The 14,680-nt window shown below is 64.3% G+C and carries 15 protein-coding genes; 10 read left to right on the forward strand and 5 right to left on the reverse strand.

From position 1 onward, the window contains the following. Nucleotides 1–150 precede the first annotated feature (150 nt). Nucleotides 151–1,320, reverse strand: a complete 1,170-nt coding sequence (locus LPB04_RS03075; protein WP_193687324.1) for a PQQ-dependent sugar dehydrogenase — start codon at nt 1,318–1,320, stop codon at nt 151–153. Nucleotides 1,321–1,475: 155 nt separating this feature from the next. On the opposite strand from LPB04_RS03075, the gene LPB04_RS03080 reads away from it, so the two are divergent. The 8 genes from LPB04_RS03080 to LPB04_RS03115 all read left to right on the forward strand — a co-directional run bounded on the left by LPB04_RS03080 (nt 1,476) and on the right by LPB04_RS03115 (nt 7,497). Continuing rightward, on the forward strand, nt 1,476–1,976 hold the full coding sequence (locus LPB04_RS03080) for a DUF882 domain-containing protein (RefSeq protein ID WP_227496599.1): 501 nt from the start codon (nt 1,476–1,478) through the stop codon (nt 1,974–1,976). Between the two features lie 3 nt (nt 1,977–1,979). Then, on the forward strand, nt 1,980–2,798 hold the full coding sequence (locus LPB04_RS03085) for a hypothetical protein (RefSeq protein WP_193687326.1): 819 nt from the start codon (nt 1,980–1,982) through the stop codon (nt 2,796–2,798). Next, the gene (locus tag LPB04_RS03090; RefSeq protein WP_193687327.1) at nt 2,795–3,103 is read left to right on the forward strand and encodes a hypothetical protein; all 309 of its coding nucleotides are present in this window, start codon (nt 2,795–2,797) and stop codon (nt 3,101–3,103) included. The genes LPB04_RS03085 and LPB04_RS03090 overlap by 4 nt, the downstream gene beginning before the upstream one ends. A 142-nt stretch (nt 3,104–3,245) precedes the next feature. After that, nucleotides 3,246–4,703, forward strand: coding sequence for a PQQ-dependent sugar dehydrogenase (locus LPB04_RS03095; RefSeq protein ID WP_193687328.1), 1,458 nt, complete (start codon nt 3,246–3,248; stop codon nt 4,701–4,703). Between the two features lie 136 nt (nt 4,704–4,839). Next, nucleotides 4,840–5,283, forward strand: a complete 444-nt coding sequence (locus LPB04_RS03100; protein WP_193687329.1) for a thioesterase family protein — start codon at nt 4,840–4,842, stop codon at nt 5,281–5,283. 66 nt (nt 5,284–5,349) lie between these two features. Then, on the forward strand, nt 5,350–5,934 hold the full coding sequence (locus tag LPB04_RS03105) for an RNA polymerase sigma factor (protein WP_193687330.1): 585 nt from the start codon (nt 5,350–5,352) through the stop codon (nt 5,932–5,934). 13 nt (nt 5,935–5,947) lie between these two features. Next, complete coding sequence (locus tag LPB04_RS03110; RefSeq protein WP_193687331.1) at nt 5,948–6,433, forward strand: hypothetical protein; 486 nt, start codon at nt 5,948–5,950, stop codon at nt 6,431–6,433. A gap of 26 nt (nt 6,434–6,459) precedes the next feature. After that, nucleotides 6,460–7,497 (forward strand): hypothetical protein, encoded by a 1,038-nt coding sequence (locus LPB04_RS03115; protein ID WP_193687332.1) that lies wholly within the window; start codon nt 6,460–6,462, stop codon nt 7,495–7,497. Nucleotides 7,498–7,587: 90 nt separating this feature from the next. On the opposite strand, the gene LPB04_RS03120 is transcribed toward LPB04_RS03115, so the two are convergent. Both LPB04_RS03120 and LPB04_RS03125 read right to left on the reverse strand, forming a co-directional pair. Further along, nucleotides 7,588–7,944, reverse strand: coding sequence for a DUF3016 domain-containing protein (locus LPB04_RS03120; protein ID WP_227496600.1), 357 nt, complete (start codon nt 7,942–7,944; stop codon nt 7,588–7,590). A 376-nt stretch (nt 7,945–8,320) separates the two neighbouring features. Next, on the reverse strand, nt 8,321–8,821 hold the full coding sequence (locus LPB04_RS03125; RefSeq protein ID WP_193687333.1) for a DUF3016 domain-containing protein: 501 nt from the start codon (nt 8,819–8,821) through the stop codon (nt 8,321–8,323). 266 nt (nt 8,822–9,087) lie between these two features. Here LPB04_RS03125 and LPB04_RS03130 point away from each other — a divergent pair, with 266 nt between their 5' ends. Beyond that, nucleotides 9,088–9,828 (forward strand): DNA-formamidopyrimidine glycosylase family protein, encoded by a 741-nt coding sequence (locus LPB04_RS03130; RefSeq protein ID WP_193687334.1) that lies wholly within the window; start codon nt 9,088–9,090, stop codon nt 9,826–9,828. 154 nt (nt 9,829–9,982) lie between these two features. Further along, nucleotides 9,983–11,485 (forward strand): response regulator, encoded by a 1,503-nt coding sequence (locus LPB04_RS03135; protein ID WP_193687335.1) that lies wholly within the window; start codon nt 9,983–9,985, stop codon nt 11,483–11,485. Nucleotides 11,486–11,684: 199 nt separating this feature from the next. Here the strand turns inward: LPB04_RS03135 and LPB04_RS03140 are convergent, their stop codons facing one another. Together LPB04_RS03140 and LPB04_RS03145 are read right to left on the reverse strand one after the other, a co-directional pair. Further along, entirely contained in the window at nt 11,685–13,637 is a 1,953-nt protein-coding gene (locus LPB04_RS03140; protein ID WP_193687336.1) for a GAF domain-containing sensor histidine kinase, read from the reverse strand. A 117-nt stretch (nt 13,638–13,754) separates the two neighbouring features. Next, nucleotides 13,755–14,255, reverse strand: a complete 501-nt coding sequence (locus LPB04_RS03145) for a hypothetical protein (RefSeq protein ID WP_193687337.1) — start codon at nt 14,253–14,255, stop codon at nt 13,755–13,757. Nucleotides 14,256–14,680 lie beyond the last annotated feature (425 nt).

A 14,680-nucleotide genomic window follows, 5' to 3' on the forward strand; every position in this document is an offset into this window, starting at 1 on the left:
TCGAGTATCGGACAATCAGTCCGGCGGCGGCGCACGCACCAGAGCGCCAGAGCGCCCGACAAAAGTCTCAGGGCAAGGCGCACCGTCGAAGACAGTACGCCAGTACGGCGAGAAGGTGCAACGCCGCCATGAGGCTTTTTTCGGGCGCTCTCAGGGTTTGTCGGGCACGATGCGCAGGATCCGCGAATGCTCCTCGTCGGTCAGCACATACAGTTGCCCGTCCGGCCCCTGGCGCACGTCGCGCACGCGCTTGCCGATATCGAGCTTTTCCTGGCGCACGACTTTACCGTCGCCGTCGAGGGCGATGCGGCGCAGGTCCATGGCGGCCAGGCTGCCGCTGAACAGGCTGCCGCGCCATTGCGGGAAGGCCGTGCCCGTGTAGAAGGCCAGGCCCGAGGGCGCCGGCGACGGCACCCAGGCGACCAGCGGGTCGACCATGCCCGGCACGCTGTGCTTGCCGACCGGCTCGCGCGTCCGGTAGTCGGCGCCGAAGGTCTGGAGCGGCCAGCCGTAATTCTTGCCGCCTTCGATACGGTTGATCTCGTCGCCGCCGCGCGGGCCATGCTCGCTCGCATACACGCGCCCGCTCCCCGCATCGACCACCAGGCCCTGGATGTTGCGGTGGCCGTAGGACCAGATTTCAGGGCGCGCGCCGGGACGCGCGGCCAGCGGATTGCCCGGCGCCGGCTTGCCCTCCGCGGTCAGGCGCAGGATCGAGCCATTGTCGCTGGCCAGGTTCTGGGCCTGGTCGCGCGCCAGCATGTTGCCTACGCGCTGGGGCGGGTTGCCGCCGTCGCCGATACTCATCAGCAGCGTGCCGTCCGCCAGCCAGGCCAGGCGCGAACCGAAGTGTTCCGTACCGCTCTTCGAGGGAGACGCCGTGAACAGGGTCTGGATGCCGGAGACCTTGCTGCCGTCGAACACGCCCCGTACGAGGATGGTCCGGTTCTCGCCACTGCTGCCGTTGGCCATCGTCATGTAGACGCGCAGCTTCGGCCCCTTGTCGGCCGGGTGGAGGGCGATATCGAGCAGGCCGCCCTGGCCGCTCGTCATCAGGGCCGGTAATCCTTCGAGCGGCACCGCCTGCACCTTGTTGCCGCTCACGAGGTGCAGCGTGCCCTCCTTGCCGGTGACCAGCATGCGGCCATCGGGCAGCCAGGCCATGCCCCAGGCTTGCGGCAGCGCGTCGGTGACGGTTTCAGTACGCCAGCCCTTCACTGCCGGCGGCTCGCCGCTGGCCTGGACCTGGGCCAGGGCCGGGAGTGCGCCGGCAAGGCATGCAAGAGTTAACGTTCGGCATCCCAGTTGACTGAATTGCATGCAAACCTCCTTTAAAAGTTGTTAATCAACCGTCATCGTGTCGCAAAAACCGCGCTTTTCAGCAAAGATAGCGAAATCGGCGTATCATCGTTGTTTCTGAACTTGCGTAAGGATGTTCAATGAACCAGCGACGCTCTTTCCTCAAAAGCTCTGTTGTGCTCGCATCCGCAATCGGCATGCCGGTCCTGGCAAAAGCTGCCCAGCCTGCTCCCGCCGAACGCACCCTGCGCCTGTACAACACCCATACTGGTGAAAGCCTGCGTAGTGTTTTCTGGGCCGAAGGCCAGTTCATTCCGGACGCGCTCAAAGATATCAACAAACTGCTGCGCGACCACCGTAACGACAAGATCGCCGAGATGGATCCGAAACTGATCGTGCTGCTCAACGAGGTCAGCGAAAAATTCGGCGACAACCAGGTGCTGCACATCATTTCCGGCTACCGTTCGCCCGAATCGAATGCCAAGCTGGCGGCGGCCTCCAGCGGCGTGGCCACGCACAGCATGCACATGGACGGCAAGGCGATCGACATCCGCATGCCGGGCAAGGACCTGGCCCAGCTGCACAAGGCCGCCATGTCGATGAAGGCTGGCGGGGTCGGCTATTACCCGGACTCGCAATTCGTCCACATGGACACCGGCCGGGTCCGTTACTGGTAAGCCATGCGCCGGCTCCTGCCCTCCCTCCTGCTCGCGTTCGCCGTCTCGGCGGCGGGAGCAGCTGCGGCACAGGAGCCGGCTGCGAAAGTGACCGTCTCGACGACGCGCGATCCGGTCGACAAATCCTACCGCAAGATGATCAAGGGCATGGAGCGCTTCGAGCGCGAGCATGCCTTCGCCCCCGACGCCCCTTTGCGTTTCCAGCTGCTGCCGCGCACGCCCGACGTCAACATGGAGGGCATCAAGCTGCGCGTGGCCGGCGACACGGTCTCGGTGCCGGTGCCGATCGGGCCTGATAACAGTTTTGTGCTTCCCCGCAACGAGCAGGCGCTCAAGGAAGACGCCGCCGTGCTCGCGAACCGCAAGACCACCAGCATGACCTGGCGCGCCCTGATCCGCAGCCCCGGCCTGCCGCCCGATACGCGCCGACTCGGCGACCTGCGCCTGGAGTGCCGCGTCGGCACCGAAGCCGGGCTGGTGTCGAACAATTCGCAACTGTTCGCCTGGCTGTCGAACGCCCTGACGAGCGCCGACCAGGTCTGCAATAGCCCGAACGGCAATTACCTGTTCTTTGCCGACCGCCCGCTGTTCGGCGTGCGCCTGCGCGCCGGCAACCGGGTCGAGGACCTGCCTTTCAAGATGCTCTACGCCGGCGGCGACCAGACGGCCGAGATGCTGCGCTTCTGCGACTGCCAGGTGCTGCTCGACCGCACCTATTACGCGCCCCTGTGGGACAAGAGCTGGCCCGACGATACCCTGGTCGAATTCGATTACATGACGGACGCGGCGCCGGGCGCGCAGCCGCCGGAGGCCGGCCGATGAAACGCGCCGGTTTCCTGCCCCTCGTGCTGGCCCTGCTGCTGGCCGGCTGCGCCATCGGCCAGGCCACGCCCGGCACCCAGGCACCGGCCGAACGCCTTGCCTCCTCGATCGTGCCCGGCCGCACCACCAAGGCCGAACTGCTCGCGAGCTTCGGCAAGACGAAAAGCGTGGTCTTCGACAGCGGCTACGAAGCCTGGCTCTACCAGTCGCCGGCCGGCGACGGGCGCTTTACGGAATTCGTCGTGCTGATCGATCCGTCCGGGGTCGTTGCGAAAACCCGTCAACGGGCGGCTGCGGCGCCCTAGGAACCACGCTCCATAAGCGCCTGTCGAAGCCCTCATAAGATGCAACGCAGCCATGGGGGCTCTGACGGGCGCTGGCGTGCGCAGCCAGTTGATGAACACTGGCAGAATCTCTCCCAGAGACGTTCCGTCCTGGAGGCCCACCATGCTGGTCGATCGCGTACGGATGTTCATCCTGTCCCTGCTGTTCCTGCTCGCCGGTTGTAGCGGTGGCGGCGGCGATCCCGGCACTCCTGGCACTTCCAACCCTCCCCCGACGGCGACCACCGGCTCGCTGCAAGTGGCGGTCACTGGCCTGCCCACGGGCCTGAATGCGGCCGTGCGCATCACCGGCCCGAATAATTTTTCCAGGGACCTGACCGGCACGCAAACGCTGCCTGACCTGGCGGCCGGCAGCTACAGCGTGGCCGCTTCCAGCATCACGCTCGGCGGCACGACCTATACGCCCACCCCGGCGGTGCAAAGCGTGGTCGTGACGGCCGGCGGCACTGCCACGGCGACCGTCGCTTATGCCGGCACGGCCCTCGCCCTGGCGCTGGCGGACATCGGCCCCACCTTCACCAGCCCCACCTTCGTCACCGCCCCGCCCGGCGACGATCGCCTGTTCGTGCTCGAGCGGCGCGGCGTGATCCGGGTCGTACGCAACGGCAGCGTGCTCACGCAAGCCTGGCTCGACATCAGCGCGAACGTATTCACGGGCGGCGAAGGCGGCCTGCTGTCGATGGCCTTCGACCCCAACTTCGCCAGCAACGGCTACTTCTACGTGTACTACACGGACACGGCCCAGAACATCGTCGTCGAACGCTACGCCAGCTCGCCCACGCCGAACGTCGCCGATCCGACTTCGGGCCTGGTCATCCTGCGCGCCGCCCATCCGCAGTTCACGAACCATTTCGGCGGCCTGGTCGCCTTCGGGCCTGACGGCCTGCTGTATGCCGGGCTGGGCGACGGTGGCGGCGCCGGCGATCCGTTCGGGAATGCGCAAAACCTGGGCGTCCTGCTCGGCAAGCTGCTGCGCGTGGACGTGCGCACGGCCAACAGCGGCCAGCCCTACACGATCCCCGTCACCAACCCTTACCTGAACCAGCCCGGACGCCGGCCCGAGATCTGGGCCGCCGGATTGCGCAATCCGTGGCGCTATGCGTTCGACGGCGAGCGCCTGTATATCGCCGACGTCGGCCAGGCCGCGCGCGAGGAAGTGAACCTGGCGTCCACCTCGCAAGGCGGCCTGAACTACGGCTGGGACATTCTCGAGGGCACGGCCTGCTTCGAGGCCGCCACCTGCAACCGCACCGGCCTCACGCTTCCCGTCTTCGAATACGAACATGGCGCGAACAACGTGAATGGCTGCTCCATTACCGGCGGCTATGTCTACCGCGGAACGGCGATACCGGAACTCGCGGGCCGCTATTTCTATTCGGATTATTGCCGCGGCTATATTAAAAGCTTCTTTGCCGGCGACGCCGGCGTCGCCGAACAGCGCGACTGGAACCTGAACACTGCCGGCCGGGTGGTCTCCTTCGGGCGCGACGGGGCCGGCGAGCTGTATGTGGTCAGTGAAAGCGGGCGGATCTTCAAGCTGGTGCGGGGCAGTGCAGGCTGACGGAATCTCGAGAAACCGTAGCGAGCGGAAGGAGCTTCGGTTGAGGAGCGGAGCTGTACAAGCGTACAGCGAGCACCGCAGACCGGAGATCCGACGCGCAGTAGGTTTATCGGGATTCCGAAGGTAAAATTATGGGATGGCACGCTTACAACTCCACTTCCCCGAAGACCAGTACTACTATTCCACGCCGCTGACGGTGCGCGTGACCGACATCAACGGCGCGAACCACCTCGGCAACGACTCGATGATCTCGATGATCTCCGAGGCGCGCGCCCGCTTCCTGTTCGAGTTCGGCGTCCCCGAAACCGAGCGCGACGGCACCGGCATCATCGTCACCGACCTGGCCACCACTTACCGCGCCGAAGCGCATGCACGCGACCAGCTGCTGTTCGAAGTCGGCATCATGGATTTCAATAAATACGGCGGCGACATCACCTTCCGCATCACGCGACCGAAAGACAAGGCCCTGGTCGCCATGGCCAAGTCCGGCTTTGTCTTCTTCAACTACAAGACCAGCCAGGTCGTTGCCATGCCCGAAGGCTTCCGCGCCAAGTTCGACCGCGTGAACTGGATCGACTGAACACCGGCACCCATCGCGAAAAATAGTTGGAACTTTCCGGCCTTGAAACCGGAATATGGGTGAGAGATGACCACCATGCCCATCACCCCGACCACTTCCGACGACGAGCTGCTGCGCAGGATGCGCAGCGGCGATGCACAGGCCTTTGCCGCGCTCTACCGGCGCCACCAGGGCCCGCTGTACCGCTTCGCCCTGCTGCGCTGCGGCTCGGCCGGCACCGCCGCCGACGCCGTGCAGGAAGCCTTCATGGGCCTGCTCACCGGACGCCTTTCCTACGATCCCCTGCGCGGTTCGCTGCCGAATTTCCTGTTCGGCGTGGCGCGCCTGCTGATCCTGAAACACGAGGAACCGCGCCGGCGCGAAGCGCCCCTGCCCGAGCCGGACGAGGATGCACCGGAGCCGGCGGCCGACGGCGCCTGTCCGCTGGACCGGGTGCTGGCCAGCGAGTCCGCCGAGGAAGTGCGGCGCGCACTGGCCCGGCTGGCGCCGCATTACCGCGAGGCCGTCATCCTCTACGAACTGCACGGCCTGTCCTACCTCGAGATCGCCACGATCTGCGCGGTCGACATCGGCACCGTGCGCTCGCGCCTGGCGCGCGGACGCGCCGCACTGGCCAGGGCGCTGCGCAGCCACGCCCCGCAAGCCTCCTGACAAGGACACGATCATGACGCATGACGACAACCCCGAACTCGACACCCGCCTGGCGCAGCTGCGCAGCGCCCTCGCCGGCGTCGACGCCCCGCGCTGCGTGGAAAAGGAATTGATGCAGGCTTTTACCAGCCAGTTCGCCCGGCAGCGGCCCTGGTACCGGCGCCTCGGCCTGCTCGAGTGGAGCGCGACCGCCGCCTGCCTGCTGGTCACCGCCGCCGTGTTCGGACTGCTGATGCTGCCGCCGCACCTGGCGGGAGAGTCGCAGCTGCAGCCGCTGGTACGCATCGACAGCGGCGCCGCCTTCATCGCGCTCGATTCCTTCGAGCGTATCGAAGCGGAACCCGACCCGCGCCTGGTCGAGACCGAGGTGCCGCGCACCATGCTGGCCGCGCTCGGCCTGCCGGTCACGCCGGAAAACGCGGGCGAGGCGGTGCGCGCCGAAATGCTGGTGGGCGCCGGCGGCGAACCGCTGGCCCTGCGCCTGACTTCCATCGATTGACCGTTTTATTCACCCCCGAGGACACCATGAACACGAACCGATTGCTGCTCGCTGCCCTGCTCGCCTGTTTTGCGCTGCCTGCCCTGGCCGATGAAACCGCCCCGCCCCTGCCGCCGCAGGGCGAATGGAGCCACCCGGGCGAGGATGTCCGCATCGTCCAGCGCGGTCATGCGCAAGCGGTGAAGAATGCGCCGTACAGCGCCCAAGCCGTCTCCGAGCGGCTGCAGCAACTCCCGGATGGTAACCAGATCGAACGGCGCACGAGTTCGGCCAGCTACCGCGACAGTGCCGGCCGCACCCGCCACGAGCTGCGCAACGCCCAGGGAGAGCTGCGCACGGTGACGATCAACGATCCGGTGCTGGGTGCGACCTGGATCCTGCACCCGCAGACACACACCGCGCAGCGCCTGCCTTCCCGTGCCGAGATCGAGCGCATCACCCGAACCGCCCGCGAAACGGCGCGCACCGCGCGTGAAACGGCGCGGGCACAGGTCGAACGGTTGCGCCAGGAAGGACGCCTGCCGCCACACGAACGGGCCGATGGCGAAGACCGCGTCACCGTCCGCGTCGAGCGCCGGGTCGAGGACGAGCGCGCCGGCGACCAGGATGGCCGCCGCGAGACGGTGCGTGTGATCCGCCTGCCGCGCGCACCCGGCACCGAGGCCGCGGAGATCGGCCCCCGCATCGGTCCGATGATCGCCGGCGCCATCTCCGGCGCGCTGGGCGACAACAAATGGGCGGCGAAAGCGGTCAGCCGCGATCTCGGCACGCGCGACTTCAACGGCGTCAAGGCCGAAGGCAAGCAGCGCAGCTACGAGATCCCGGCCGGCGAAGTGGGCAACCGCAACCCGATCGTGGTGAGCGACGAAACCTGGTATGCGCCGGACCTGCAGGTGACGGTGTATGCGAAACACAGCGACCCGCGCAGCGGCGACTATGTCTACCGCCTGGAAAACCTCAAGCGCGGCGAGCCGGATGCGGCCCTGTTCGCGGTGCCGTCGGACTACCAGGTGCGCGAAATCGGCAAGCGGATGCCGGGTGTGGCGGGGAAAAACGCGGAGTGAAAAAGACCATGCCGGCGGCAGCCGGCATGGAGGTAGTGTTCACCGTTATGCTTGGCTGGCACGTACGACGCGCAGCCGGCAGGGCAAGGCTCAGCGGCTAGCGTAATGCTGTCGCGGCGCGACCATCGCATGGAACCATTCGGTGATCATCGGTTTTTCAAAGCGCAGCGTGTCGCCATCGTAATAGCGGTTGGAACGGTCCATGAACCCCATGTCACGCAACTCTACCTTGCCGCTGCGCGCGATCTGCCCATTGCTTTCCAACTCGAATTCCAAATTGATGCGCGGCCAGTCCGTGGCACCGCTTACGGTGCGCACTTCGCGCGTGCCGTTCGTCGGCACCCTGCGTCCGGCCAGGTCGATATCGTCGACGTCGATGCGCAGGATCTGCCCCGGCGCTAGCTGGGCACCGAGTTTGACGAAGTGTGCAGTCAGCTCGTTCAGCACCCCGGGTACGCTCCCGCGCGTCCGTCGGCAAGTCGGCAAAACGCTCGGACTGGACATAATTGACGACTACCTCTGCCGAAGCAGGGCCGGCGCCCAGCGCCAGCAAACCGGTGACAGCGAGCATATGAATTACCTTCTTCATGACGACTCCTTATTTGTCGTATTGCCGATTGTGATTGGATGCAACGACACAAATATACCTCTAGTTCAGCAAACGAATGTGACGACATGTAAATTGCGCGGTCAATTCGATCGATTCCGCCGGTTTGATACAGCACGCATGTTGATCGGCGCACTCGGGGCGACACGTTGGGCGTGCGCATAAAAATAATGCCGGCAATGCCGGCATTATCGGTTCATGGAAGGCGGGCGATGCTCAGCGCCGCGCGGCGCGTTCGCGCGGCATGATCGTCGAATAGAACCAGTCGTCGATCATGCGTTTTTCGTAGCGCAGCGAGTCGCCGTCGGTATAGCGGCCGATGCGGTCCATGAAGGCCATGTCGCGCAACTTCACGTCGCCGCCGCGCACCACCTGGCCATTGCTCTCGATCGCGTAATGCAGGTCGATGCGCGGCCAGTCGACGCCGTTTTCCTTGACGATGCGCAGGTCGCGCGCACCACGGGTCGGGTATTCGCGTCCCGCCAGGTCGATGTCCTGCACATCGATGCGCAGGTTCTGCCCCGGCGGCAATTGCGCGCCGAGCCTGGCGAAATGCTGGGTCAGGTCTTTCAGCACCGCTTCGCGTTCCCAGGGCGCGAACGGCAGGTCGGTAAAGCGCTCGGGCTGGATATAGTTCACCGTCACATCGGCCGAGGCCGCGCCGGCCGCCAGCGCCAGCAGGCCGCTCACGGCCAGTTGTCGAATCACGTTCTTCATGGCGATTCCTCGCTTTCAGTATCTTGATTTTTACCATGCAAATATACGCCCCTTTGGCGCATGGCGACGTCTACGCCAGGTAAATTCTGTATCCGATTGTTAGTCCTCGCACAGCCAGGCTCACCCGGCAGGCGCAGACTTAGAGCGCCTAACAAAAGCGTCAGGGCAAGGCGCATCGTCGAAGACAGTACGACTGTACGGCGAGACGATGCAACGCCGCCATGGCGGTTTTGGTAGGCGCTCTTGGTTTTCAAGGAGGGTTGCCCGTGCCAGAAGGACCATCGCTTTTCATTTTGAAGGAAGAAACGGCCCGCTTCGTCGGCCGGCAAATCGTCGAAGCCGGCGGCAACGTGAGGGCCATCGACCCGACGCGCCTGCTCGGCCAGACGATCGTGTCGCTGCGCACCTGGGGCAAGCATTTCCTTATCGAATTGCCGAACATGGCGATCCGCATCCACTTCCTGCTGTTCGGCACCTACCGCGTCAACGAAGAGCGCGAGGGCAAAGTGCCGCGCCTGTGGCTGCGCACGGCCGAAGGAGAGGTGCTGAACTTCTATGCCTGCGCGGTGCGCGAGATCGATACCGATCTCGACAGCCAGTACGACTGGAGCGCCGACGTCATGAGCGAGACCTGGGACCCGAAACAGGCGCGCAAGAAGCTGCGTGCCTGTCCCGAGATGCTGGCCTGCGACGCCCTGCTGGACCAGGACATCTTCTCGGGCGTAGGCAACATCATCAAGAACGAAGTGCTGTTTCGGATCCGCGTACATCCGGCCTCGACGGTGGGCGCCCTGCCCGCCCCCAAGCTGCGCGCCCTGGTCGAGCAAGCGCGCCAGTACAGCTTCGATTTCCTCGGCTGGAAGAGACAGTATGTCCTCAAGCAGCACTGGCTGGCCCATGCCAAGAAGATTTGTCCGCGCTGCGAGATCCCGTTGTCCAAGGCCCACCTCGGCCGCACCAATCGGCGCAGCTTTTTCTGCGAGAAGTGCCAGAAGAGGTATAACTAGAGGCTATTGACTCATCCAGCCAACACTTCCGCATTCCTTGCATTCCGTCCCAATGTATTGCCTGTTGTTAATGCTGCGTAGCCGTACTACAATCGATTCGACTTACATTTAACCGTTGTTTCGTTCGTATCGACCTTACGGTATCGGAAACGTTATGTCTTTTTTGTCTGCCGCTACGCCCAAGCTCGCGCCCTGGAAAGTTTTGCTCGTCGATGACGAGCCGGATATCCACGACATCACCAAGCTCACGCTGAACCGGTTCCGCCTCGACGGCCGGGCCTTGAGCTTCCTGCATGCCTACAGCGGCGCCGAAGCGAAGGAAATCCTGGCGCGCGAAAAGGATATCGCGCTGGTCTTCCTCGATGTGGTAATGGAGCGCGAAGACAGCGGTCTGGAGGTGGCGCGCTGGATGCGGCAAGACCTGGACAACCAGTTCAGCCGCATCGTGCTGCGTACCGGCCAGCCGGGACAGGCGCCCGAAGAGCGCGTGATCGTCGACTACGACATCAACGACTACAAGGAAAAGACGGAGCTCGACCGGACGAAACTGTTCACCACGACCTTCGCCGCGCTGCGCGCCTACCGCGACATCATGAAGGTCGAAGATGCCCGCCGCGTGCAGGTGAGCTACCGCGAAGGCCTGGAGCGCGTGCTGGCCGCCTCCTCGCACATCTTCAAACAGCGCAATTTAAAAGATTTCGCCAGCGGCCTGCTGCAGCAGGTCGTCGCCCTGTTGCGCCTGGAACAGAGCATGCTGCTGCGCCTGAAGGGCGCCAGCATGATCAGCGGAGAAAGCCAGTACGAGGTGCTGGCCAAGATCGGCGAATTCGGCGACGGCATCGACCCGGCCCTGGTGGCGCAGCTGGACGAGGCGCGCCACAACCGCATCTCGAAACTGTATGGCGACACCTATGTCGGCTACTTCCCGAACAACAGCGGCAAGGCGTCCTTGCTGGTGCTGCAAGGCGTCGAGGAAATCTCCGACATCGACGCGCAATTGCTGGAAGTGTTCTGCTCGGGCGTGGCGATCGCCTTCGATAACATCCTGCTGAACCAGGAAATCACCGACACCCAGGCCGAACTCATCCTGCGCCTGGGCGACGTGGTCGAATCGCGCTCGAACGAGGCCGGCAACCACGTGCGCCGCATGGCACAGGTCTGTCATTTGCTGGCCCAGGCGTCCGGCTTGCCGGAAGACGAGACGGCGGTGCTGATGCACGCCGCGCCGATGCACGACATCGGCAAGATCGCGACGCCGGACGCGGTGCTGTTGAAACCTGGCCGCCTGACGCCGGAAGAGTGGGAAGTCATGAAACAGCACCCGACAGTCGGCCTGCAGATCCTGGACGGCTCGAGCCGCCCGATCCTGAAGGCCGCCGCCGTGATCGCCCACCAGCACCACGAGAAATACGACGGCAGCGGCTATCCGCAGGGTTTGAAGGGAGAGGACATCCATCCGTACGCGCGCATCGTCGCGGTCGCCGACGTGTTCGATGCCCTCAGCCACAAGCGCGTCTACAAGGATGCCTGGCCGACCCAGCAAGTCACCGACTACCTGCGCGAAGTCGCCGGGCAGCATCTCGATCCGCACTATGTGGATTTGCTGATCAAGAATATGGACAAGGCGGTGGAGATCAACCGGCAATGGCCGGATTGAACAGGTGAACATGTAGGGTAGGCACTCCGTGCCCACGCGGTGATACATGCCCGCAAGATCGTCGAGCACGACATCGGAGCCGGTCCGTATCACGCGTGGGGTCATTGAAGCCAATGGCTTCAATGACAGCTTCACTTCGGAGAGCCCACCCTACGGTGCACGAAGGCTGACGTAACAGTTCTCGCTTGACTGACTGGCATCAGGCCGCCAGCTTCTGCTCCTTCCGGCTGCGCGGGAAACTCAAGGCATAACGCAAGCCCTCCCCCGGCGCACTCTCCACCTGCACGCTGCCGCCCAGCGGCCCGGTCACCAGGTTGTACAGGATGTGCGCCCCCAGCCCGCTGCCCCCATTTCCGCGCTTGGTCGTGAAGAAGGGATCGAACAGCTTGTCGAGCGTGTCCTGGTCCATGCCGGCGCCATCGTCGGCATACGACAGCGACACCACATCGCCATCAACCGCCGCGCGGATCGCAATCGCGCCCTTCTGGTCGTGCTCGAAACCGTGCACCAGCGAATTCATCAGCATGTTGGTGACGATCTGCGAGACGGCGCCCGGATAGCTTTCCAGCACCAGGTCGGGCGGACAATCGACCTCCACCTTCACCGGCCGGCCTTTCAGTTTCGGCTGCAAGGACAGCAGCACTTCGTTCAGATAGCTGCGCAAATTGAAACTGCGGATGTCGTCCGAAGACTGGTCCACCGCCACCTGCTTGAAACTACGCACCAGGCTGGCTGCGCGCTGGGTGTTGGTGGTCATGATGCGCAGCGACTGGTCGATGATGTCGAGGAAGCTGTTCAGACTGTCCTCGGTCATTTCGCCGGCGCCAAGTTCTTCGCGCGTCAGGCGCAATTCCTCGACCAGGTGGCTGGTCGCCGTCACGCAGATGCCGAGCGGAGTGTTGATTTCGTGCGCGACGCCGGCCACCAGGCGCCCCAGCGAGGCCAGCTTTTCCTGGCGCACCAGTTCGCCCTGCGCCTGCTGCAATTGCGTCAGGGCCGTGTTCAGCGCGGCATTCTGCTCTTCCAGCATGTCCTTCGTTTTACGCAGGCGGTAGTCGGCCTGCATCCGCGCCAGGGCGACGGCGACGTGGCTGGCCATGAAGGCCAGCAGGTCGAGGTCGGCCTTGGTGTAGATCACGGCCGGATCGTAGCTCTGCACGACCAGCACGCCATATGGCTTGTCGTGGACCAGCATTGGCGCCCCCATCCAGCTGGCGATGCCGGCATTGCCCAGCGGCTCCTGCACCAGACCGTTGGCGACCAGGCGCGCAAAGCTGCCGGCGTCGTGCAGCTGCGCCTGTTTCGAGGCGAGCACATACGAGCACATCGCCTTGCCATAGGGGAAGCGCGTGACCGGGGCGGTGGTGTCCTTCTGGTCGACAAAATACGGAATGCTGATTTCGTCCGTTTCGGGATGGTAGAGGCCGATCAGGAAGTTTTCCGCGACCATCAATTCGCCGATGATGCGGTGCAGGCTGGTGGTCAGCACCTCCTTGTCGGCGGCGCTCGCGGACAGGGTCGCGATCTGATAGAGCGCATGTTGCACCTGCTCGGCGCGGCGGCGCTCGGCCACTTCATGGGCCAGGCGCGCGGTGCGTTCCTGCACGGCGCGTTCCAGGCGGTCCATGCTTTGCAGGCTCTGCAGCGCCACCGAGACGTGGTTGGCGATCACGCCGAACAGGGCCTGGTCTTCGGCACTATAGGTATTCTCGGGGCTATAGCTCTGGATCACGATCGCGCCCAGCGGCAGGTGCTGCTGGTCGAGCAGCGGGCAGCCCATCCAGTGCTCGGCCGCACTGCCGGCGCCGAAGTTCGATCCCTGCGCTTCGCGCGCCTGGAAATCGGCGGCGGTCACGACCAGGGTCTGGCGATTCAGGATGACCCAGGCGGTGGGCGATTCGTCCGGCGAGGCGAGCTGCACCGGATGGTTGAGCGGCGGGCCTTCGTCGGATTCGTCGACGAAATAGACGAAGCGCACCGTGCCCTCGTCGCGGTCCGACAGCGCCACGTAGAAGTTGGCCGCATACATGATGCGGCCCAGGGCGCGGTGCACGGCGCGGATGAATTCGGTGATGTCGCTGCAGCTGGTCGACGTCTGCCCGATTTCGAGCAACATCGACTGGACCGCTTCGAGCCGGTCAAGACGTTCCATGGCTTCCCTTGAAGAATTAATTCCCAAGGGAAATATTAGCAGCGGGCGGGCTTTAAAGCACGCTCCTTGCGCGAAACTGTGGCGTGACGGTATATAAAGCGCCGATGCGCGCGTCGATCAGCGCGGTGCCTTGTACCCGTTCTCGATCCAGCTCTGCGCGGAGGATGGCGTCAGCTTGAAGTTGGCGGCCACGCGCACCTGGGCCAATTGCTCGCCCATCTCGTCGACGGCGGTCAGCAGCGCATACGGGTCATCGTCGTCCGGCTTGATATCGAGCGTGATTTTCAGTTCGCTGCCTTCCCACCACACCACGGTGCTTTTATGCAGCATCGCGTGCAGGTGCTGCTCGTGGCGGCGAATGACCTCGGAGGCCGTCTTGATCAGGGTATTGAAGGCGTTGACGTCGAGCGGCTTCGGGTTTTTCTTGTCGCGGCCCATGGTCCACGGACCGACCAGCGCCGGCTCCGGTTCGCCATCCTTGTACATGGCGACGGCCCAGCCCTCGTCATCCTCGTTCTTGATCACGCGTGCGGTCCAGCCATTGCCTTGCCACAGGCGCGCTTCCTGCACCGGCGCATCGTCCTCGCCCGGTTCCAGGTCAGTTACATCGTCGTTCATCGCTCGCTGTTTCCTTCTGCGGGACTATCGCCCAAAGGTAAGATTTTAGAGGAACAGCAGGGTCGATGCGATAGCAAACAAATAAGAACCGGGGATTGGTTTGTACAAATATGGCGCAGCCGGCATCAGGCCTACATGCGCATGCTGGGCAGGCCGGGGCGCCGGATCGGAGGCGGGGGCGGCACGCGCACCGGATCGATATTCGGTTGCTTTGGCGCTTCGCGACTGAATGGGTTGATGATGATCGGCGGGATGGCAGGCGGAGCCGATGGCGGACCCTTCGGTCCCCTGTCCAGCCGGACTGGCAGTAGTGCACCGCGATGCACCTTCATCGTTGAATTGACGACATGCATGGGATCCCTCCTACAACAGAGCAGGCTGTCAGTATAGGCGGCGATCTGCGCATTACAAGGTCGAAAAGACGG

The organism is Massilia litorea (assembly GCF_015101885.1).
GTDB classification, from domain to species: domain Bacteria; phylum Pseudomonadota; class Gammaproteobacteria; order Burkholderiales; family Burkholderiaceae_D; genus Telluria; species Telluria litorea.

Coding starts and splice junctions, on each gene's coding strand:
- LPB04_RS03085 (WP_193687326.1), top strand. CDS start 1,980: ATGCGCCGGCTCCTGCCCTCCCTCCTGCTCGCGTTCGCCGTCTCGGCG.
- LPB04_RS03125 (WP_193687333.1), bottom strand. CDS start 8,821: ATGAAGAACGTGATTCGACAACTGGCCGTGAGCGGCCTGCTGGCGCTG.
- LPB04_RS03090 (WP_193687327.1), top strand. CDS start 2,795: ATGAAACGCGCCGGTTTCCTGCCCCTCGTGCTGGCCCTGCTGCTGGCC.
- LPB04_RS03095 (WP_193687328.1), top strand. CDS start 3,246: ATGCTGGTCGATCGCGTACGGATGTTCATCCTGTCCCTGCTGTTCCTG.
- LPB04_RS03145 (WP_193687337.1), bottom strand. CDS start 14,255: ATGAACGACGATGTAACTGACCTGGAACCGGGCGAGGACGATGCGCCG.
- LPB04_RS03115 (WP_193687332.1), top strand. CDS start 6,460: ATGAACACGAACCGATTGCTGCTCGCTGCCCTGCTCGCCTGTTTTGCG.
- LPB04_RS03100 (WP_193687329.1), top strand. CDS start 4,840: ATGGCACGCTTACAACTCCACTTCCCCGAAGACCAGTACTACTATTCC.
- LPB04_RS03140 (WP_193687336.1), bottom strand. CDS start 13,637: ATGGAACGTCTTGACCGGCTCGAAGCGGTCCAGTCGATGTTGCTCGAA.
- LPB04_RS03105 (WP_193687330.1), top strand. CDS start 5,350: ATGACCACCATGCCCATCACCCCGACCACTTCCGACGACGAGCTGCTG.
- LPB04_RS03110 (WP_193687331.1), top strand. CDS start 5,948: ATGACGCATGACGACAACCCCGAACTCGACACCCGCCTGGCGCAGCTG.
- LPB04_RS03135 (WP_193687335.1), top strand. CDS start 9,983: ATGTCTTTTTTGTCTGCCGCTACGCCCAAGCTCGCGCCCTGGAAAGTT.
- LPB04_RS03075 (WP_193687324.1), bottom strand. CDS start 1,320: ATGCAATTCAGTCAACTGGGATGCCGAACGTTAACTCTTGCATGCCTT.